Below are 18875 nucleotides of genomic sequence, written 5' to 3'. Positions count from 1 at the left end.
GCCGGCGAGCCGTCTGGGGCAAGATGATCGTCATGTCGACTCCCACTCGAAGCGATCGCCGGCGGCAGACGACGGTCGCCGTCAGCGCCGTGATCGCGATCGTCGGCTCGTTCGTCGGGTCGGGCGTGCTCTTCGGCACTCCCATCGCCGAGGCCGCAGGTGGCGCGCTCGCCGCAGACGCAACACTGATCGCTCCTGGCACGGGTGCCTTCCAGATCTGGGGCCTGATCTACCTCGGCCTCGTCGCCTACGCGGTCTGGCAGTTCTTCCCAGCGCAAGCGACCGCGGAGAGGCACCGCCGACTCGGCTACCCGATCGCGTGGTCGCTCGTGCTGAACGCGGCCTGGATCCTGAGCATCCAGTTCGATCAGCTGTGGCTGAGTGTGCCCGTCATCGCGGCACTGCTCGTCTCGCTCGTCATCTCCTTCCGAGTCACCGCGACGACAAAGTCCGCGAGTGTTGTCGACGCAGTCGTCACCGACGGAACAGTCGGGCTCTACCTCGGCTGGGTGTCGGTGGCGACGGCCGCCGACGTCACCGCCCTCCTCGTCGCGGAAGGCTCAGAGGGTTTCGGCATCTCGCCCGATCTCTGGGCGGTCGTGATCGTCGCGGTCGCCGGCCTCGTGGGCCTCGCCGTGGCCATCCTCGGCCGCGGGCGCATCGCTCCGGCCCTGTCGCTCGGGTGGGGGCTCGCGTGGATCGCCCAGGCGCGGCTGACCGGCTCGCCCGAGTCGACACCCACCGCGGTGGCCGCGATCGTCGCTGTCGTCGTCATCGTGGTCGCGACCGTCGTCGTCCGGCTGCGATCGGCGCGAGGAGCGGCGAGCACGACGCGAGCGTAGCGACAAGGATCCGCGGAACGCCTTCGAGGGTTACCGTTAAGGAGTGAACACCATCGGATCGGCGAAGCCCTGCGGGCGTCGGGAGGTCGTCGGCGGCATTCTCGCCGGCGGCAGGTAGGCCCGACCCTCCCTTCTCCGGCGTTCCCATCGCCGGCTTCCGATTTCTTGCGCCCTCGCGCGCCTTCTTCTGACTGGTGATCACCCGTGCTTCCTCTGACCGAAAAAACCATCCGCTCCTCGTTCTCGAACGCCTCCCGCAAAGAGGTCGCCGACCTGACGCTGCCGCCCTCGTTCGGCGAAATCGAGTGGGACGCCCTCGACTTCCTAGGCTGGCGCGACCCCAAGATGCCGCGCCGGGCATACGCCGTGATCCCGTCCGCAGGCGACGGAGTCACCGCAATCCCGTCCGCCGGCGACGGAGTCACCGCGATCCTCCTGCGGCAGGGCGACGTGGCGCCGACCGCTCGTGCCCAGTGCGCCTGGTGCCAGGACATCACGCTGCCGAGCCCGGTCGTGTTCTACAGCGCCAAGCGCTCCGGCGCTTCGGGCCGCAACGGCAACACGCTCGGCACCCTCGTCTGCGCCGACTTCGAGTGCTCCACCAATGCCTGGCGCCGTCCGCCCGAGGCGTACCTCGGCTTCGACGCCGACGCCGCCCGTGACGAGCAGGTCGTGCGGCTGCGGTCGCGGGTGGCTGCGTTCGCCGCGTCGGTGTAGGTGCGGTAGCCGACAGCCAGCGTCACTAACCGTTTCACGCATCGCGCACCGAATAAACGGTGAGTGATGCGTGAAACGGTGAGTAACGCGCAGCACGGCGAGCGACACCCGCGGCCTAGGCTGAGCCGGTGAGCACCCGACCCGCACCCGACGCCGAAGCGCGCGCCGAGAGCCTGAAGGAGCGCATCTACGTCACCTTCACGAGCCTCGCCGTGGTGCTCACGCTTCAGTCGCATGCCTCCGAGACCACTCCGGGTCAGGCGGCGATCACGCTGCTCATCGCTGTGGTCGGCACCCTGCTCGCCGTCTTCGTGGCCGATCTGCTGAGCCACCTGACCGTGCATGCGAAGCTGCCGACCGCGCCGGAGCTCCGGCACATGATCGCGGTGAGCATCGGCTCGATCGGCGTCGTCGTGCTGCCGATGGTGTTTCTTCTGCTCGCGCAGCTCGACGTGTGGTCGATCGAGGCTGCGATCCAGGCGGCGGTCGTGGTGCTCATCGCGACGCTGGCCTTCGTGGGATTCCTCGCCGTCCGCCGGATCACCCTGCCGTTCTGGCAGAAGGCCGTCGTGCTGCTCGCCGAAGTCGTGCTCGGCCTCGCGGTGATCGGGCTCGAACTGCTCGCGCACGGCTGACAGCGGACCCTTCGCCTGGGTGGGGCCCGTGCAAGGCCCCCGAGAGGTCGGCGGGTGTTCTGAGGAATCGGCGGGTGCTCCAGCACCCGCCGACACCTGACTACACCCGCCGACTCCGAGCGGAGAGCGGGGCCGAGCGGGGCCGAGCGGAGGCGAGCGGAGCGGGCACCGCAGAGCGCGAGCGACGCCGACCTCAGCGGCGGTGGGCCGGATCCTGCCGTTCGACCTCGGCGATGATCCCGGGCAGCACCCGGCGCATGTAGGGGCCCCAGAGCAGCGACACGATGCCGCGAAGCGCGAGCCCGGCGCGTGGCCTCGCGAAGAACGTGTAGGTCCAGTCGATTCGCGTGCCGCCGGGCACCTCGCTGTACTCCCACTCGGCGCGGGCGCCCGACACGAGCACCCCGAAGAGCTTCTGGAAGTCGCTGAGCTCGTACACGAACTTGCCGGGCCGATCGACGAGAACGGTGTGCTCGATCACGCTTCCGCCGTCGGACAGCATCAGCTGCCGGGTCTGGCCCGGGGCGTCCCACGCGCCGGTCTGATCGCGCACCTCGACGACGGCGGGCAGCAGGCCGGAGCGGGGGTAGAAGCCGACGGGGGTGAGGGGCGTGCTGACGTCCCACGTGGCCTCGAGACCCGAGCGGGCCACACCGTGGGCGGAGGCGGTCGACGACGACGTTGTACTCATGAGAGGGGTTCGGAGCCGACACGCGACTCGGGTTGGCCCGCACTCATGGTGGGATCAGGCAGGTCGGGCACACTCGTGGCATGGCTCATCACCTCGTCCGACCCAAGCGCGGCACCGTCATCGCGGGTGTCTGCGCGGCCATCGCCGACCGCTTCCACTGGAGCCGCTTCGTCGTGCGGCTGCTATTCGTCGTGTCGATCATCCTGCCCGGGCCGCAGTTCCTGCTCTACCTGGCGCTCTGGATCCTGATCCCCAAGCAGAAGTAGGCGTGCCCCACGGCCGAGCGGCGGCGCTGATCGCGGGTTTGATCGTGCTCAGCGTGGCCGGTTCGACAGTGCTTGAGGATCCGGGCCCGTCGCGAGCGGGGTCACCGCCCGTTGCCGCCGCCGCGCCCTCCACCTCCTCGGGCACGGCGTTGCCCGACCAGACCGTCCCCGGCCTCGACGTCAGCGCCTACCAGCACGGCGTCAGCTTCAGAAAGGCCTATGCCCGGGGCGCACGGTTCGTCTACATCAAGGCGACCGAGGGCGACACCTACACGAGTGCGCGTCTCGCCAACCAGTACACGACCGCAAAGGCAGCGGGCCTCATCCGCGGGGCTTATCACTTCGCGAAACCGAACACCTCGACCGCGGTGAAGCAGGCCGAGTACTTCGTGGCGTCGCTCGGCGAGCTCGGCAGAGGCCGTGTCGACGGCGGCTGGACGCTGCCGCCGCTTCTCGACCTCGAGTTCAACCCTTACGCCGCGTCGGACGGCACGAACTCCTGCTGGGGCCTCACGCCGAAGCAGATGCAGCGCTGGGTGTCGGCCTATCTCGACACCGTGACCGGGCTCACCGGGCGAGTGCCGGCCATCTACACGAACGCGAACTGGTGGAAGACCTGCACCGGAGGGTCGACCGACTTCACGTCGTACCCGCTGTTCCTGGCCCGCTACGTCGACGATGTCGGCGGCGGATCGATCGACCTCCCGAACGGCTGGCCGGGCTGGACCATCTGGCAGTACACGAGCACGGGATCGCGCTACAAGGGCATCACGAACCGCTCCAAGGGCGACGTTGCGGCGTCCGACGAGAACCTCTTCGCGGGGTCGTTCGACGACCTCGTTGCGCTCGCCGAATCGCGGTTCGAAGCGCTCCCCGAAATACAGACCGATCGGATCACCCCCGCATCTGGGGACTAGCCTCAGGGGTGACGCACGGGTGATAGTCAAGAGTCACCTGTGTCAGCGCCTCACCCGCAAGCCGATCGGAACCACCGTGCCCTCTCTGCCGCATTCGCTTGCCCTCCCGTTCTTCCGGGGGCGCTTCGCAGGCCTCGGCGCTCGGCTGACGCTGCCCCGCCCGGATGACGCCCCCTGGGCGCACGCCCCGGGAGTCGATCCCGACCGCATTCTGATCTTCGGCAACGGCGAAGCCGTGGGCTGGGGTGTGCGGAGTCACGACCTGGCGCTGCCGGGGCATCTCGCGCGGAGCGTGAGCATGCGCACCGGGCGTGGCACCGACGTCGATGTCCTGGCCGACCCGACGATGACCATCACCTCCGCTGCGGCCGCGTTGCCTCTGAGCCGTCTCGGCGCGTACGACGCGATCGTCGTGGTGCTCGGGCTGAGTGATGCCCTGCGCATGACGTCGGTTGCGCGCTACCGCGAGTCGCTGGCGGCCGTGCTCGCCCGGGCGATTGCGCACCGCCATGACGGTGCCGAGATCGTCGTGCTCGAGATCGATCGACCCTCGACGCTGAGCCTCTTCGACATCACACCGGGCAGCATCCTCGACGAGCACGCCGATCGACTCAACGCGGAGGCTGCCGACCTCTGCGACGAGTTGCCGGGAGTACGTTTCGTCGCCCTTCCCCACGGGCAGGCATCGGATGCACACACTGCGCCCCCGAAGTCGTCCGACGTCTATCGCGCCGTGGCCGACATGCTCGCGGCGCGCCTCCGTGCACCCCTCGACGAGCAGTTCGCGGCGGGGCGAGAGATCTGTCCGCTCCGTGATTCGCCCCAGACGGAGTCCGAGCGGCTCGGCGTCATCTACGACCTCGGGATCCTCGACTCTCAGCGCGAGCGACGGTTCGATGACATCGTCGAGCGGGCGCGGATCCTTCTGGCTGCGACTGGCGCGGCGTTTTCGATCGTGGGGCCCGATCGCGTGTGGAACAAGGCGATCGCCGGTGCCTACGCCAGCGAGATTCCGCTGCGCGGAGCGATGTGCGCCGAGACCATCAAGGGGTCGGGGCCGTTCATCGTGCCCGACCTCTGGGCCGACGACCGGTTCGTCACGCACCCCGCCGCGCGGTTCTACGCCGGCTACCCGATCGAGGGGCCCGGCGGAATCCGAGTCGGCGCGCTCTGCGTGATCGACTCGCGACCGCGTCCGGCCGACAGTGTCGACCTCGTGCTGCTGCGCGAACTCGCTCTCGCGGTGCAGCGCGAAGTCGCCCTCGGCACCGTGCCCGCCGTCACCGCCTGAGCGGGACGACGGGCGCGGGGTGCTCGGGGCAGCGCCGGATTACGGCGTGGGCATACCGCCGTTGACGTGCAGCGTCTCGCCGATCACGTAGCTCGACTCGCCCGACGCCAGGAAGACGTAGGCGGGAGCGAGCTCGGCCGGCTGGCCCCAGCGGCCGAGCGGCGTCTCGTCGCCGACCTCGGGCAGGGCATCGGCGGGCTGGCCGCCAGCGGGCTGCAGCGGGGTCCAGATCGGGCCGGGAGCGACCGCATTGACCCGGATGCCCTTCGGGGCGAGCTGCTGCGAGAGCGCCTTCGAAAAGGTGTTGATCGCGGCCTTCGTCGACGCGTAGTCGACCAGGAACTCGGCCGGGCTGTACGCCTGGATCGAGGTCGTGTTGATGATGCTCGAGCCGGGCGCGAGGTGCGGGAGCGCCGCCTTCGTGATCCAGAACATGGCGTAGACGTTCGTCTTGAACGTGTCGTCGAAGTTCTTCGTCGTGAGCTCGAGGAGGTCTTCGACGTGTTGCTGCTTGCCCGCGTTGTTGACGAGGATGTCCAGGCCACCGAGACCGTCGACGGCCGTCTTCACGAGCTGCTCGCAGAAGGCCTCGTCTTTGATGTCACCGGGGATGGCGACGGCCTTGCGCCCGGCCTTCTCGATGAGGGCGACGATGTTGTCGGCGTCCTCCTGCTCTTCGGGGAGGTAGCTGATCGCGACGTCCGCGCCCTCGCGGGCGTAGGCGATGGCGACAGCCGCGCCGATGCCGGAGTCGCCGCCGGTGATGAGCGCCTTGCGCCCCTCGAGGCGGCCGCTGCCGCGGTAGGTCTCTTCGCCGTGGTCGGCGGGGATCGCAAGATCCTCGTCTTTGCCGGCACCCTCGAGATACTGCTCGGGCGGGGTCATCTCGTACTTCTTGCTGGGATCTTCGAATGCGTACTGATCGGGAGCCATGGAATGCCTTTCGCTGTCGCGGGAGATACCGGAGCACGGGTATCCGGGCCCGACGGTAGTCCGGTGAGCGAAGCGGGGTACAGGGGGTTCGGCCGTGCCGGTCGCGCGCTCCCTCGCGGTCGTACTTCGCCGAGCGCGACGCTCGTAGGCTGACGGCATGGAGTCGACCAGCGCAGCCCAGTTCGACGCGAGCGCGGCGTTCGGTGTGCCGGGCCTCGAACAGGTGCGCGACGACGTCTGGGCTCTCGGCCAGCCGATGCCGGGCGAGCATCTGCCGGCGTCGCTCCTCTATCTCCTCCGCGACTCCTCGGGCGGATTCCACGTGATCGACCCCGGCACCGACGGCGACGACAACTGGGGCCGCCTCGTCGACGCGCTGGCCTCGCTCGACGCCCGACCCGACGCGATCCGTTCCGTCACCGTCACGCACCTGCACGCCGATCATCTCGGAATGGCGACGAGGATCCAGCACGCCTCCGGCGCCACGCTCGCCCTGCACCATGCCGAAGCAGCGGCCCTGCAGACCCTGGCCGAGCACCCGCCGACCCGCGAGGCCACCGCTCGGCAGGCGCGCGAGTGGGGAGTCCCCGTCGAACGCTCGGCCGAGCTCGTCGCCGTCGCCGACGCCATGCCGCCCGTGATCGTCCCCGCGATCGACCTGCTGCTCTCCGACGACGACCGCCTCGATGTGCCCGGCTTCGCGCTCGACGTCGTGCACACGCCCGGTCACACGCCCGGTCACCTCTGTCTGCGCGACACCGGCCGAGGCCTCCTGTTCAGCGGCGATCACCTGCTGCCGACCGTGTTCAGCGGCTTCGGTCTCGGCGGAGCGTCGACGACCAACCCGCTCGCCGACTACCTGCAGGGGCTGGAGCGCATCTCGCGACCGGATGATGTCGAGGTGCTGCCGGGGCACGGCTTCCGGTTCACGGGGGTGGCCGAGCGGGCGGCGGAGACGGCAGAGCATCACCTCCGGCGGACGGCGGAGGTGCGGGCTACGGTGGCCGCGGATCCTTCGCTTTCGATCTGGGAGATTGCCTCGAAGCTCTCCTGGACTGCGGGTTTCGACAATCTCAGCGGGTTTCAGTTGTGGTCGGCGCTGTCGCAGACCGCCCTGCACCGTGAATACGTCGGCGGACGACGGTAGTTGCCTGTCGTCGGGCCTAAACTCGGCGGAATGGACCTCTTTACACCCGCCGTCTTCGGCGACCTCCGACTCGACAACCGAGTCACTATGGCGCCTCTTACCCGCCTCCGCTCCAGCGAGAGCGGCGTTCCCGGCGACCTCGTCGTCGAGTACTACGCGCAGCGCGCTTCGTTCGGCATGATCGTCAGCGAGGGCGTCTGGCCCGTGCAAGAGGGCAAGGCCTACCCGGGCCAGCCCGGCATCGAGACCGACGAGCAGGTCGAGGCCTGGCAGGTCGTCACCAGCGCCGTCCACGCCCGCGGCGGCACCATCGTGCTGCAGCTCATGCACGGCGGCCGCGTCTCGCACACCGACATCACCGGCACCGACCGCATCGTCGCCCCGTCGGCGATCGCGATCGAGGGCGAGACCCACACCGCCGAGGGCAAGGTCGCTTTCCCCGTGCCGCACGCCCTGACGATCGACGAGCTCGCCGACGTCAAGGAGCAGCTGGTGGTCGGAGCCCGCAACGCGATCCGCGCCGGCTTCGACGGCGTCGAGATCCACTCGGCCAACGGCTACCTGCTGCACGAGTTCCTGGCACCCGGCGGAAACGAGCGCGACGACCAGTACGGCGGCAGCCCGGAGAACCGCGCCCGCTTCGTCATCGAGGTCGTCAAGGCCGTCCGCGAGGCGATCGGTGCCGGCCGCACCGGCATCCGCATCTCGCCGGCGCACAACATCCAGGGCATCGCCGAGACCGATCCCGCTGACGTGCACGAGACCTACGGCATCCTGATCGACGCCCTCGCACCGCTCGACCTCGCCTACGTGAGCATTCTGCAGGCCGACCTCGAGGGGGCGCTCGTCACCGACCTGCACGAGCGGTTCGGCGGCGCGTTCGTCGTCAACTCCGGCTTCGGGCAGGTCACCACCCGCGCCGAGGCCACCGAGCTCATCGAGTCGGCCCACGCCGACGCCATCGCCGTCGGCCGTCTCGCGATCGCGAACCCCGACCTCGTCGAGCGCTGGCAGGCCGAGGCCGACGAGAACGAGCCGAACCCCGGCACGTTCTACGGCCCGGGCGCCGAGGGTTACACCGACTACCCGAGCCTGCAGGTGCGAGCCGACGCGTAGGGCGTCGCCCGCGTCACGAGGTGCTCGGGCGTGACCTCGCTCGAATCGGCCGACATCGCGCGCCGCGGCGCCGCGATGTCGGCCGATTCGCGTCAGATCGCTGGGTGAGCCAGAGCGAGAGTCTCGCCTGCCCGCTCGAGCCAGTGCGTCGGATCCTGAAGCGCACTCGCCGTCTCGCCCGCCAGCTCGCTGAGTGACACGGTTGCAGCGAATCGCGTCGTGTCGGCCGTGATCGACCCTGCGACGAGCAGCGCGGGCACGTCGGCCTGTTCCGCGACGTCGAGCACGACCGACGGAGCCTTGCCCGCGGCCGACTGGTCGTCGAACCGGCCCTCGCCCGTGATGACGACGTCGGCCTCCGCGATCGCTCCGGGCAGGTCGAGCAGGTCGGCGACGAAGCTGGCGCCGCTTTGGATCGTGGCTCCCCAGGCGAGGAGCCCGAATCCGGTACCGCCGGCCGCACCGGCACCCGGCGCGGTCGCTGACCCCGGGTCGCCCGGCATGAGCTCGGCGTAGTGGGTGAGCCAGCGGTCGATCAGCACGACGTCGTCGGCGGTCGCGCCCTTCTGCGGACCGAAGACCGCGGCGGCCCCGGTCGGCCCGGTCAGCGGGTTCGTCACGTCCGACAGCACGACCGCTCCTCCCGTGGGCAGTGCCGGGAGCCCGTCGAGATCGACCGAGGCGAGGTCGGCGAGGCCTCGCGCCCCGCTGGCGATCGCCGTGCCGTCAGCTCTCGAGAACCGCGCACCCAGGGCGGTCAGGGCGCCGGCGCCGCCGTCGGTCGAACACGAGGATCCGACGGCGAGCAGCACACGGACGGCCCCCGCCCCGAGGGCGCTTGCGACCGCCTGCCCGAATCCCGTCGTGGTCGCGTCAAGCGGCCGGAGCCCACCCTCCGGCACCAGCGTGATGCCGCTGGTCGAGGCGAGCTCGACGACCGCCGTGCCGTCGGGCAGCGTGAGGAACGACGCCTCGTGGGCCTCGCCGAGAGGCCCTGTCACCCGGATCGGATGCCGGACGGCACCGGGAATGCCGGCTTCGAAGGCGTCGAGCGTGCCCTCGCCCCCGTCGGCCATGGGGCGCACGATAATGTCGTCGGCCGGTCGCACCCGCTGCCAGCCACGGCCGAGGGCAGCGCAGACCTCGGCGGCGGTGGCTGAGCCCTTGAACGAATCGCAGGCGATGACGATCCTCATGGGTTGACCCTATGGTCCCCTGCCCCAGCCCCGCCGTCCCACCTCCACACCGCCGTCCCCCACGCCTATCCCGAAAACGCCATCTCGAGCCCAGCGCCGTAGACCGCTCGGTCGCGGTCTAGCATGAGCACGCACGGGTCAGGCCGTGTGGAGACTGCCAATGAGAAAAGACGGCGGTGACATCGTGAGTGATGACGATGGCGTCACGAACAACGAGCAGGGGTACGGCGACCGACCAACGCCCCCGGCTCTTCCCAAGCCGCGCCAAGAGCGTGCGCAGGCGACTCAGAGCGCCATCATTCAGGCTGCGGCGACCGTCTTCGCCGAGCGTGGATACGCCCGGACGACCCTCGACGTGGTGGCCGTCGAGGCGGGGGTGACCAAGGGTGCTCTGTACTTCCACTTCTCGTCGAAGCGCGACCTCGCAAATGCCGTGATCGCCGAAGAGACGCGGCTGACCGCGCTTCGGGCGCAAGAAACCCTCGATGCGGGTTACTCCGTTATCGAGACGATGATCCGGCTCCACCGTAACCTCGCCGCGCAGATCGTCGACGACGCCGTCGTCGCGGCCGGCGTCAAGCTGACGACGGAGGAGCTCGTCGCCCAGCTCGACATCAGCGCGCCCTACGACCTATGGACCGACCTGACCGTCGACCTCCTCCGGCGCGGGGTCGAGAACGGCGAACTCCGGCCCGGCCTCGATCCGGAGAAGCTCTCGCGATTCGTCGTCGGAGCCTTCGTCGGGGTCAATCTCGTCTCGAACTCACTCGGGCACGGACCCGATCTGTTCGTGAGGGTCCGCGAGATGTGGGAGATCCTGATCTCGGGGATCGCGGCGCCGGAGCATGTGGAGTCGTCGCAGCTGCTGCCGGCGCTGATCCGGCCGTAGCGGGGTCGTGTGGCACAGCGGGTCTGAGGTGAGGTCGGCGTGCCGGATCCTGCCGTCCCTTCGAATTTGAAGGAAAAACGCGAGCTGCTCGACGAAGTCATGCGGATCGGCGGGCCCCGGCGTGCGGTTTCTCCTTCGAATTCGGCGGCCGCGACGGCGCAGTGACGCGCCGGCGCCAATAGGGTCGACGCATGGAGTTCACCGCGCTTCCCACCCTCGTCGGCGGCCGCGTCCGGCTCGAGCCGCTGGCCGAGACCCACGCCGCCGATCTCGCCGAGGCCGTAGCCGTCGGAGACCTCTGGCGCACCTGGTACGCGACACACATCGCGGCGCCCGACGACATGGCGGACGACATCCGAGCGCGGCTCGCACTGCATCGGGCCGGAACGCAGGTGCCGTGGGCGGTGATCGACACCCGCAGCGGTCGCGCCGTCGGCATCACCACGCTGCTCAACCTGGAGCCGGAACACCGCCGGCTCGAAATCGGCTCTACCTGGCTCGGCCGTGAGGCGCAGCGCACCGGCATCAACACCGAGGCGAAACTGCTGCTGCTCGGGCACGCGTTCGAGAGCCTCGGCTGCATCGCCGTGGAATTCCGGGTGCACTGGCACAACCAGCAGTCGCGGGCCGCGGTGGCACGCCTCGGCGCCAAGCAAGACGGAGTGCTGCGCAATCACCGAGTGTGGCCGGACGGGACGATCCGCGACACCGTCGTCTTCTCGATCATCGACGGCGAATGGCCGACCGTGCGGCAATCGCTGACTCAGCGTCTCGCCGGGCATGCCTGATGGCCTCGTATCGAGTGACCCTCACCGTTGGGCGGCTGGCACCCGGGGTCGCTCCCGACGCCGTTCTGCCCCGCGCAGCCGAGGCGGCGGCGGCCGAGGTCACCGTCGAGGCGCGCGATGTCGCGGTCGTGCGGGGCGAGGCCCGACTGGTGGTCCGCTTCACGGCGGATGCCGACCGCCAAGCCGCTCGCGTGGCCGACCTCGTCGCGATGGCGACGACGGCGCTCGCCGAGGTGCAGCGGGTGGCGCTGACACGGCGCGACGGCGGCACCTGGACGCGGCTGCCGTACGCGTAGCTCGCAGCTCGCAGCTCTTGCAAATTCGAAGGAGAAACCGCCGCCGCCCGACGAGGACAAGCGGATCGGCGGGCCCCCGGCCACGGTTTTTCCTTCAAATTCGGTGCAGGCGGCAGGCGGCAGGCGGCAAGCGGGCCCGACCCGCTCAGTCGTAGGTGCGCAGCAGCCGCCAGCGCGAGTTGTACGGCTCGCGGCTCACATCGAAGACCATGGTCTGCCCGCTCTCGGCTGTGGCCTGGAACCGCCACGATTCGCGCGGCTCGGGCGGGTGCGTGAAGGCGGGGTCGAATGCCGCCTCGGTCTGCCAGCCGGGATACGTGGGATTCAGCCGCGTCGGGGTGTCACTCACCCGAAATCGCTCGGCCTTCCACACGATCCGCTGCGGGATGCCCTCCTCGGACACCCACACAGACACCTCCTCGTCGACCCGGGTCATGACGTCCACCTCGCCCCTCTCATTCGAACGTACGTTCGATTACCGGGACTCTACGTCGTCGAGCGACGACTCGCCAACCGGATTTAGAGGACGAGGATCCGCCAGCCCGTCGCTACCCTCTCGCCACGGGGTCGGCCGTCGCGATCTGCCACAGCGCGACGCCGTGCAGGCCGGCCGATTTCGCGGCATTCGCGCGCACTGTGAGCGACCTCGCGTCAGACCACCAGAGCACGGTGCCGTCGGCGAGTTTGGCCGTCCATTCCCCCTGGGCGGAGACCCAGTTGGCGCGGCTCCCGGCCTGCTCGCGGGCCTCGGCGGGCGAGATCACGCCACCCTTGCCAGTGGTCGGCCAGGTCGAGCCGTAACCCGCCACCGCGAGGTCGACCGTCTTCGCCGGAACGAGAGTGAGGAGCGCCGCCAATGCCTGCTGTGCCCAGGGGAGCCCGCCGACCGGGCCAGCTTCGCTGAACGAGCTGCCGTGCTCGCCGTAGGCGAGCAGCACGAAGCGGTCGATCGACGCCGTGAGCTTCGCCAAGTCGTAGCCGGCGGCGAGGTAGCCGCTCGCCGATGTCTGCGCGGTCAGCGCCATCGAGATCGTGGCCTTCGCCGGAAGCGTCTCGCGGAGTTCGCTCGCGAACGAGACGAGGTCGTCGGAGTTCGACGCCGCGAGGCTCTCGAAGTCGAGCTGCACGCCGTCGTAGCCGCCGTGCTCCACTTCTCCGGCGAGGCCGGCGATGACGAACTGCCGGTTCGACTCGCTCGAGAGCATCTTGGTCGCGATCGCCTGGCTGTAGACGCCCTTGCTCGCGTCGATGTTGTCGACGACGAGCTCTGCCTTCTTCTTGGCGGAGTGCGCCTTCGCGAGCAGGGCGAGCGCGTCGCTCGACGATGCCGCCACTCCACCGCCCTCCGAGGTGAGGCTCACACCCGAGATGGCGACTGTGTCGAGGGCGGCGGAGTCGCTCGCGAGAGCCTTCAAGGCCGAGTCGCCGGCGACGGCGTAGCCCTCGAACGCCACCCCGGTCGGAATCTCCGCCGTGTTCGCCGGGCCGCCCGCGCTCGAGCAGCCAGCGAGGGCGAGGAGCGCCGCCACTCCCGCCGAGGCGATCAGGAGTCGGAGCGGCGATCGTGTGGTCATGGATCGAGGGTAGTGGGATGCCCAGTGGTCGACCTGCGTAATCGGCCGCTGCTGCGCAAGGCGAAAATATGCCCCCAGTTCGGGTGGCAGAGGCACTTCGAATGCGAGGCCGAGGGAGGGTGGGGCGCGGCTGAAAAGGGGTCAGAAGCGTCGGTTCGAGAGGCGTGGGCGGCGGATCCTTGGTGCCGTCGTCTCGAGGGCCGAGGGGTACAGGGTTCGCGCGTGTCCGCACAATGGAGGACTCTCGATGGAGACGTGGCGCGGCTCGGGGTACACGAGTGTCCTCCTCGTCGAGGACTCTGGTACGCCATCACCCCCTCCATCGGGTGACAAAAAGACGCCCGAACGGGGTCTCGCAGGGGTGCCGTTCGCGTGCGGACCCCCCAAGCGGGGGGTTCGCGCAGGTCGGCGTTCGAAGCTAGCTTGTGCGGTACCCGACGGCGCACCGAGGTCTTACCCAGGCCGAGGAGCGTCGGCACCACTCCCGAACGCACCGCCTACCCGAATGGGCTCCCCGACATGACGTTCCGCACTGCCCCCCGCCCATCGAACCCGACCATCTCGATCATCGTTCCCGCTCGCAACGAGGCCACGAACCTCGAGGTGATCCTGCCTCAGCTCCCCGACGCGTACGAGGTCATCCTGATCGACGGCGACTCTGTCGACGGAACCGTCGAGACCGCCCTCCGTGTCCTCCCCGGGATCAAGGTCGTCCACCAGACCCGCACGGGCAAGGGCAATGCTCTCGCCTGTGGCTTCGAGGCCGCGACCGGCGACATCATCGTCTTGTTCGACGCCGACGGGACAGCCGACCCCGCAGACATCCCCGCCCTGGTCGACACCCTCGTCAAGGGCGCCGACGTCGCCAAGGGCTCGCGCTTTCGCAGGGGTGGCGGCTCCGCCGACCTGAACCTCTTCCGCTCCGGTCGGGATCTCGGCCTGAACCTGATCTGCAACGTGCTGCTCGGCACCCGCTACTCCGACCTCTGCTACGGCTACAACGCGTTCTGGCGCGATGTGCTCCCCGCCCTCGAGCTGGTCGACTCGGCGGTCGAGGCTCCCTCCGACGGTGCGATGCTCTGGGGCGACGGCTTCGAGATCGACACGATCCTCACCTGCCGTTTCGCGGCCGCGAAGCTGCGCGTCGTCGAGGTGCCGTCGTTCGAGAAGCACCGCATTCACAGCGAGTCGAGTCTCGACGCTATTGGCGACGGCATCCGCGTGCTGAAGACGATCTTCGACGAGAGGCGCCGCGAGAACGCCGCTCTCGCTCACGTCCGTCGCGAGCCGATCGTCGTGGCCGCCCCGATCGTCGCCCCCTTCCGCGTCGAGGTCGAACAGCGATTCGCCCGGCGCTGACCCGCCTGCCCCGACCGTCGGCCCCGCAATTTTGCGAGCGAAACCGAACCCGAGTCGCTCCCGTCACGCGTGACTTCCGGCCCGGTCTTCCGATCGCTCGCCAATTGGCAAAGGGGAGGCTCGAGCAGGGCGGGGGAGCGGCGATCCCTGGCTCGGCACCCCGCACGGGCGGAGAATCGACGCATGGACATGGACCGCGCCCAGCTCGCCGACTTCCTGCGCCGCCGCCGCGAGGCGCTCAGCCCGGCCGACGTCGGGCTCGGCGCCGGAGCCCGCCGCCGCACGCCAGGCCTCCGCCGCGAAGAGGTCGCAATGCTCGCCGGAATGAGCGTCGACTACGTCAGCCGCCTCGAGCAGCAGCGCGCCACCCAGCCGTCCGAGCAGATCCTCGGGGCGATCACGCGGGCGCTCCGGCTGACGGTGGACGAGCGGAATCACCTGCACCGCCTCGCCGGCCACAACCCGCCGCAGCGGCAGGCGCTGAGCGAGCACGTGCACCCGACGCTCCTCCGGATCCTCGACCGGCTCCACGACACCCCCGCCCAGGTGATCGACGACCTCGGCACGACGCTCGCCCAGAATCCCGCCGCGCAGGCGCTCCTCGGCGACGACTTCCGCTACGAGGGGCTCGACCGCAGCCAGGTGCACCGCTGGTTCACGCACCCCGAGGGCCGCGACGTCTACCCCGCCGAAGACCACGACCACCAGAGTCGGGTGCAAGTGGCCGATTTGCGTGTCTCGGTGACACGACGGGGAGCCAAGGATCCGCGCGCCCACGCGATCGTCGACAGCCTCCTCGAGCGGAGCCCCGAGTTCCGGCTCCTGTGGCAGAAACACGACGTGGCCGAGCGGCGCGGCGAAGAGAAGCGCATCGTCCACCCGGAGCTCGGGGTGATTGCGGTCGACTGCCAGATCCTGACACCGAACGACGACTCGCAGCGACTGCTCGTCTTCACAGCCGTGCCGGGGAGCGAGTCGGCCGAGAAGCTCGATCTGCTCGCCGTCGTCGGACGGCAGTCGTTCGCCGGCGGGACCGCTTAGCTGTCTGAGGGTTCATTCTCTGGTCGCTGCAAGGATCCTCGACCTAGGCTGGGCGACGAACGACCCCGTTGTCGACCTGACGACGACGCCACGCTGCGTCACTACTGCAGCTGCGTCACTACTGCAAAGGAACCCTCGTGACCGACTCGACCGGAAATGCACTGCCGCAGCCCGGCTGGTATCCGAACCCGTCCGGTGATCCCGGCTACCGCTGGTGGGACGGCCGCGCCTGGACGGAGCACGTCCGTGGCCCCGAACCTCAGGCGCCGCTGCACCAGCACGACGCGCCACCGCAGCAGGCCGCTCGGCCCGAACCGCAGGCCGAGGCCGCTTCGGTAGCCGCGCCCAGCTCGGCCGTCGAGCCCGAGGCTCAGGCGCCCACCGCGCGAGACGACCGCGATCGGCCCGCCTACGGCGAGCGGATCCCCGGGTACCAGACGCCCGGGTCGGCGTCCGAGCAGCGCTCGCAGAACCCTCAGAGTTCGCAGAGCTCGGCCGGTTCGCAGGGGCAGTACGGTCAGCAGCAGCCGTACGGCTCGCAGGGCCAGGGGCAGCAGGGTCAGTATGGCCAGCAGGGCCAGCAGCAGCCGTATGGACAGCAGGGTCAGCAGGGCCAGGCGCCCGCACAGTACGGACAGCAGCCCTATGGGCAGCAGGGCCAGTACGGCCAGAACCAAAACGGCCAAAACCAGTACGCCCCGAACCAGTACGGTCAGCAGCAGAACGGCCAGCAGCCCTACGGGCAGCAGAATCAGTACGGCCAGAACCAGTACGGTCAGAATCAGTACGGTCCGCAGCAGTATGGCTACGGCCAGGAGATCCCGAAGGCGCCGAAAGACGCCAAGGTCACCAACATCTTCATCTGGGTCATCGTCGGCCTGCCGATCATCTCGCTCATCATCAGCCTCCTGTCGTTCGCGAGCCTGCAGCCGGTGCTTGAAGACGCCATCCGCCAGATCGAGGCGAACCCGAACTCGGCGCAGGGCTTCGGAACGACGACTGCCAGCTCCGGGCTCACCTCGATCCTCGGGCTCCTCATCGCCGCCGCGACGGTCGTACTCGCCTACTTCGACTGGAAGGCTCTGCAGCGCCAGGGCGTCGTCAGGCCGTTCCACTGGGCCTGGTCGTTCTTCGCGCTCTTCACACCGCTGGTGTACATCATCGGCCGTTCGGTCGTCGTGCACCGTCGCTCGGGTCGTGGCCTGCTGCCGCTGTGGATCAGCATCGCGATCGTTGTCATCAACATCATCGCCTTCACGGCCCTGATCGTCGGAGTCTTCTCGGCGATCGGATCGTCGCTCTAGCGCCTCTCGAGCGCGACACCACAAATCGGGCCGGACACCGTCGAAGGGTGGAGTTCGGCCCGATTTGCAGTGTCAGGGCCCTCGACCTGGGAGACGCCTCCGGCCCCGCACGGCCGGGCGGGGTACCGTGCACGCCATGGACCACTTGACCGAACGCGAGGCAGCCGCGCTGGCGCTGGCGCTCGTCGCGGTGGCCACGGCCTCCCTCGACGGTGGCGACGATGCTCAGCAGTCCAGCGAACGCGGCCTGATCGAGCTCGTCAACACTCTGAGCGACGAGCCCCTTTCGGCACGTCAAGCCGAGGTCGTGAGCGCACTGGCAGTGGCGAGTGCCGCGATGACGACCGGCCTGAGCGGCGCGGTCGCCGAGCAACGCCGCTGCGATGCACACGACGTGTTGCAGGTCGCGGCGCGAGCTGTGCTCGAGCATGCCCACGACGGAAACGGGCGTTCGGCCTAGAGTCGATCTCGACCGCTGGCGGTGTCGTCTGGCGGGTGGTGGGATCCTGGTGTTCGGTCTCTCACGAAGTTCAGTGGTACCTGCGTGCCGACCGATAGTTCGAAGGATCAGTCTTGAGGCTGATGCACCTTCTCGGCGGGTGCTGTGGACTAGTCACACGGAACGACTGACGGAGCGGGGGCTCGGTTATGAAGCAGGGGCAGATGAACGCGTATGGCGAGCTCGCCAGCGATCTCTGGCGAGCGGCCGATGAGCGGCGCTTTCTCGACATGCCGGGCCGTGATGAGTTCTTCGGCGAGCTGGGCGATCGGATCGCCCGTCGGGTCGACGAGTTGCGACCACTCTTCGCCGGAGACGCCCCCGTGAACGAGCCGGCACGTCGCCGCGACCTCCGCCTGCGCAAGGCGCAGAAGCAGGCCGAAGAGCTCGCCTACCAGGAGCTCCTCTTCTCGCAGTCGGTCGTGCCCGTCGACGAGCTCGTCGACGCGTAGCAAAGACCTGGAATGATCGAGGGCATGCCCTCGACCTCTGCCCCCGCCCTCGGCCTGCTCCTCGACGTCGACGGCCCCATCGCCAGCCCGATCACCCGTACCATCGACCTCCCGGCCATCACCCGCGATCTGGTCGCGCTCGCCGACGCGGGCATCCCCCTGGTCTTCAACACCGGGCGTTCCGACGCGTTCATCCGCGAAGAGGTCGTCGGGCCGCTCATCGCCGCGGGCCTGCCCGATCACGCGAGGGTGCACGGAGTCTGCGAGAAGGGCGCCGTGTGGTTCTCGATCGGGCCGCGATTCGACGGGGGCATGGGTGAGCTCGAGATCGACGAGTCACTCGCCATGCCTGCCGACTTCGCGGCCGAGATGGAGGCCGTGGTCGCCGAGCGATTCGCCGACCGGGTCTTCTTCGATCGCACCAAGCGGGCGATGGTGTCGGTCGAGCAGCTCACCTCGATCGAGAACTCCACCTATCTCGCCATGCAGGCGCTCTTTGACGAAGTCGCCCGGGAGGCGCTCGCGCGGCGCGGCTTCGGCGTGCGCCGTCTCGACGACGTGCGGCCCGACGCTCACGGCGACGTGCAATGGCGAATCGACCCCACGATCATCTCGACCGACATCGAATCGGTGCTGCTCGGCAAAGACCTCGGTGCCCGTCGAGCCCTCGAACTCCTCGCCCTGGACGGCGAGCTGCCACTCGCATGGCGAACGGTCGGCGACTCCCGCAGCGACTACGCCATGGCCGACTGGCTGCACGCCGGTGGGTACGAGGTCGAGCACGTCGACGTCCGGCCGGGTGACGGCGTGCCGGAGAAGGCCTACCCGATCCGCACCAGCGCGACCGGGGCGATCCACGACGAGGCCGGCGCGGAATTCCTGGCGGAGTGGCTGACGCAGGTCTCCTGACGATTCGACGCGT

The 18875-nt window shown here is 69.3% G+C and carries 22 protein-coding genes; 17 read left to right on the top strand and 5 right to left on the bottom strand.

The genetic code is table 11. The annotated features are described in order from the left end of the window. Positions 1 to 32 precede the first annotated feature (32 nt). From ITJ49_RS02450 to ITJ49_RS02440, 3 genes are all read left to right on the top strand, one after another. Entirely contained in the window at positions 33 to 842 is an 810-nt protein-coding gene (locus ITJ49_RS02450) for a tryptophan-rich sensory protein (protein WP_194600925.1), read from the top strand. Positions 843 to 1046: 204 nt separating this feature from the next. Further along, positions 1047 to 1559 (top strand): FBP domain-containing protein, encoded by a 513-nt coding sequence (locus ITJ49_RS02445; RefSeq protein WP_194600920.1) that lies wholly within the window; start codon positions 1047 to 1049, stop codon positions 1557 to 1559. A 128-nt stretch (positions 1560 to 1687) separates the two neighbouring features. Beyond that, the gene (locus ITJ49_RS02440; RefSeq protein WP_233572921.1) at positions 1688 to 2194 is read left to right on the top strand and encodes a hypothetical protein; all 507 of its coding nucleotides are present in this window, start codon (positions 1688 to 1690) and stop codon (positions 2192 to 2194) included. Between the two features lie 193 nt (positions 2195 to 2387). On the opposite strand, the gene ITJ49_RS02435 is transcribed toward ITJ49_RS02440, so the two are convergent. Beyond that, positions 2388 to 2885, bottom strand: a complete 498-nt coding sequence (locus tag ITJ49_RS02435; RefSeq protein ID WP_194600918.1) for an SRPBCC family protein — start codon at positions 2883 to 2885, stop codon at positions 2388 to 2390. 80 nt (positions 2886 to 2965) lie between these two features. Between ITJ49_RS02435 and ITJ49_RS02430 the strand changes: the two genes are divergently transcribed. From ITJ49_RS02430 to ITJ49_RS02420, 3 genes are all read left to right on the top strand, one after another. After that, a complete protein-coding gene (locus ITJ49_RS02430) occupies positions 2966 to 3151 on the top strand; it encodes a PspC domain-containing protein (protein ID WP_055964692.1) in 186 nt (61 codons plus the stop codon). A 2-nt stretch (positions 3152 to 3153) separates the two neighbouring features. Further along, positions 3154 to 4068 (top strand): GH25 family lysozyme, encoded by a 915-nt coding sequence (locus ITJ49_RS02425; protein ID WP_194600915.1) that lies wholly within the window; start codon positions 3154 to 3156, stop codon positions 4066 to 4068. A 76-nt stretch (positions 4069 to 4144) separates the two neighbouring features. Next, the gene (locus tag ITJ49_RS02420) at positions 4145 to 5359 is read left to right on the top strand and encodes a hypothetical protein (protein ID WP_194600913.1); all 1215 of its coding nucleotides are present in this window, start codon (positions 4145 to 4147) and stop codon (positions 5357 to 5359) included. Between the two features lie 39 nt (positions 5360 to 5398). Here ITJ49_RS02420 and ITJ49_RS02415 read toward each other — a convergent pair whose 3' ends face one another. Continuing rightward, positions 5399 to 6292 carry an SDR family oxidoreductase gene (locus ITJ49_RS02415; protein ID WP_194600910.1) on the bottom strand — a complete coding sequence of 298 codons (894 nt, stop codon included), beginning with the start codon at positions 6290 to 6292 and terminating at the stop codon, positions 5399 to 5401. A 157-nt stretch (positions 6293 to 6449) separates the two neighbouring features. Between ITJ49_RS02415 and ITJ49_RS02410 the strand changes: the two genes are divergently transcribed. Continuing rightward, on the top strand, positions 6450 to 7439 hold the full coding sequence (locus tag ITJ49_RS02410; protein WP_228513895.1) for an MBL fold metallo-hydrolase: 990 nt from the start codon (positions 6450 to 6452) through the stop codon (positions 7437 to 7439). Positions 7440 to 7469: 30 nt separating this feature from the next. After that, complete coding sequence (locus ITJ49_RS02405) at positions 7470 to 8555, top strand: alkene reductase (RefSeq protein ID WP_194600906.1); 1086 nt, start codon at positions 7470 to 7472, stop codon at positions 8553 to 8555. A 92-nt stretch (positions 8556 to 8647) separates the two neighbouring features. Here ITJ49_RS02405 and ITJ49_RS02400 read toward each other — a convergent pair whose 3' ends face one another. After that, positions 8648 to 9751, bottom strand: a complete 1104-nt coding sequence (locus tag ITJ49_RS02400; protein ID WP_194600903.1) for a glycerate kinase — start codon at positions 9749 to 9751, stop codon at positions 8648 to 8650. 184 nt (positions 9752 to 9935) lie between these two features. Here ITJ49_RS02400 and ITJ49_RS02395 point away from each other — a divergent pair, with 184 nt between their 5' ends. The 3 genes from ITJ49_RS02395 to ITJ49_RS02385 all read left to right on the top strand — a co-directional run bounded on the left by ITJ49_RS02395 (position 9936) and on the right by ITJ49_RS02385 (position 11724). Continuing rightward, on the top strand, positions 9936 to 10640 hold the full coding sequence (locus ITJ49_RS02395) for a ScbR family autoregulator-binding transcription factor (RefSeq protein WP_194600900.1): 705 nt from the start codon (positions 9936 to 9938) through the stop codon (positions 10638 to 10640). 191 nt (positions 10641 to 10831) lie between these two features. Further along, a complete protein-coding gene (locus tag ITJ49_RS02390; RefSeq protein ID WP_194600897.1) occupies positions 10832 to 11428 on the top strand; it encodes a GNAT family N-acetyltransferase in 597 nt (198 codons plus the stop codon). Between the two features lie 14 nt (positions 11429 to 11442). Beyond that, a complete protein-coding gene (locus ITJ49_RS02385; RefSeq protein ID WP_370544333.1) occupies positions 11443 to 11724 on the top strand; it encodes a hypothetical protein in 282 nt (93 codons plus the stop codon). A gap of 145 nt (positions 11725 to 11869) precedes the next feature. Here ITJ49_RS02385 and ITJ49_RS02380 read toward each other — a convergent pair whose 3' ends face one another. Continuing rightward, entirely contained in the window at positions 11870 to 12160 is a 291-nt protein-coding gene (locus ITJ49_RS02380) for a hypothetical protein (protein ID WP_123939743.1), read from the bottom strand. A 112-nt stretch (positions 12161 to 12272) separates the two neighbouring features. Beyond that, positions 12273 to 13298, bottom strand: coding sequence for a glycosyl hydrolase family 18 protein (locus ITJ49_RS02375; protein WP_194600891.1), 1026 nt, complete (start codon positions 13296 to 13298; stop codon positions 12273 to 12275). Positions 13299 to 13817: 519 nt separating this feature from the next. Here ITJ49_RS02375 and ITJ49_RS02370 point away from each other — a divergent pair. From ITJ49_RS02370 to ITJ49_RS02345, 6 genes are all read left to right on the top strand, one after another. Next, positions 13818 to 14657: a glycosyltransferase family 2 protein gene (locus ITJ49_RS02370; protein ID WP_194600888.1), complete on the top strand. Its 840-nt coding sequence runs from the start codon at positions 13818 to 13820 to the stop codon at positions 14655 to 14657. A gap of 189 nt (positions 14658 to 14846) precedes the next feature. Further along, positions 14847 to 15698 (top strand): helix-turn-helix transcriptional regulator, encoded by an 852-nt coding sequence (locus tag ITJ49_RS02365; RefSeq protein WP_194601396.1) that lies wholly within the window; start codon positions 14847 to 14849, stop codon positions 15696 to 15698. Between the two features lie 137 nt (positions 15699 to 15835). Beyond that, complete coding sequence (locus tag ITJ49_RS02360) at positions 15836 to 17002, top strand: DUF2510 domain-containing protein (protein ID WP_194600885.1); 1167 nt, start codon at positions 15836 to 15838, stop codon at positions 17000 to 17002. Between the two features lie 136 nt (positions 17003 to 17138). After that, positions 17139 to 17462, top strand: coding sequence for a hypothetical protein (locus ITJ49_RS02355; RefSeq protein WP_055964725.1), 324 nt, complete (start codon positions 17139 to 17141; stop codon positions 17460 to 17462). Between the two features lie 188 nt (positions 17463 to 17650). Beyond that, on the top strand, positions 17651 to 17953 hold the full coding sequence (locus ITJ49_RS02350) for a hypothetical protein (RefSeq protein ID WP_055964728.1): 303 nt from the start codon (positions 17651 to 17653) through the stop codon (positions 17951 to 17953). Positions 17954 to 17977: 24 nt separating this feature from the next. Continuing rightward, the gene (locus ITJ49_RS02345) at positions 17978 to 18862 is read left to right on the top strand and encodes a hypothetical protein (RefSeq protein ID WP_228513893.1); all 885 of its coding nucleotides are present in this window, start codon (positions 17978 to 17980) and stop codon (positions 18860 to 18862) included. Positions 18863 to 18875 lie beyond the last annotated feature (13 nt).

The sequence above is a fragment of the Frondihabitans sp. VKM Ac-2883 genome, assembly GCF_015350875.1.
GTDB lineage: Bacteria > Actinomycetota > Actinomycetes > Actinomycetales > Microbacteriaceae > Frondihabitans.
This window is presented reverse-complemented; position numbering and strand designations above follow the sequence as displayed.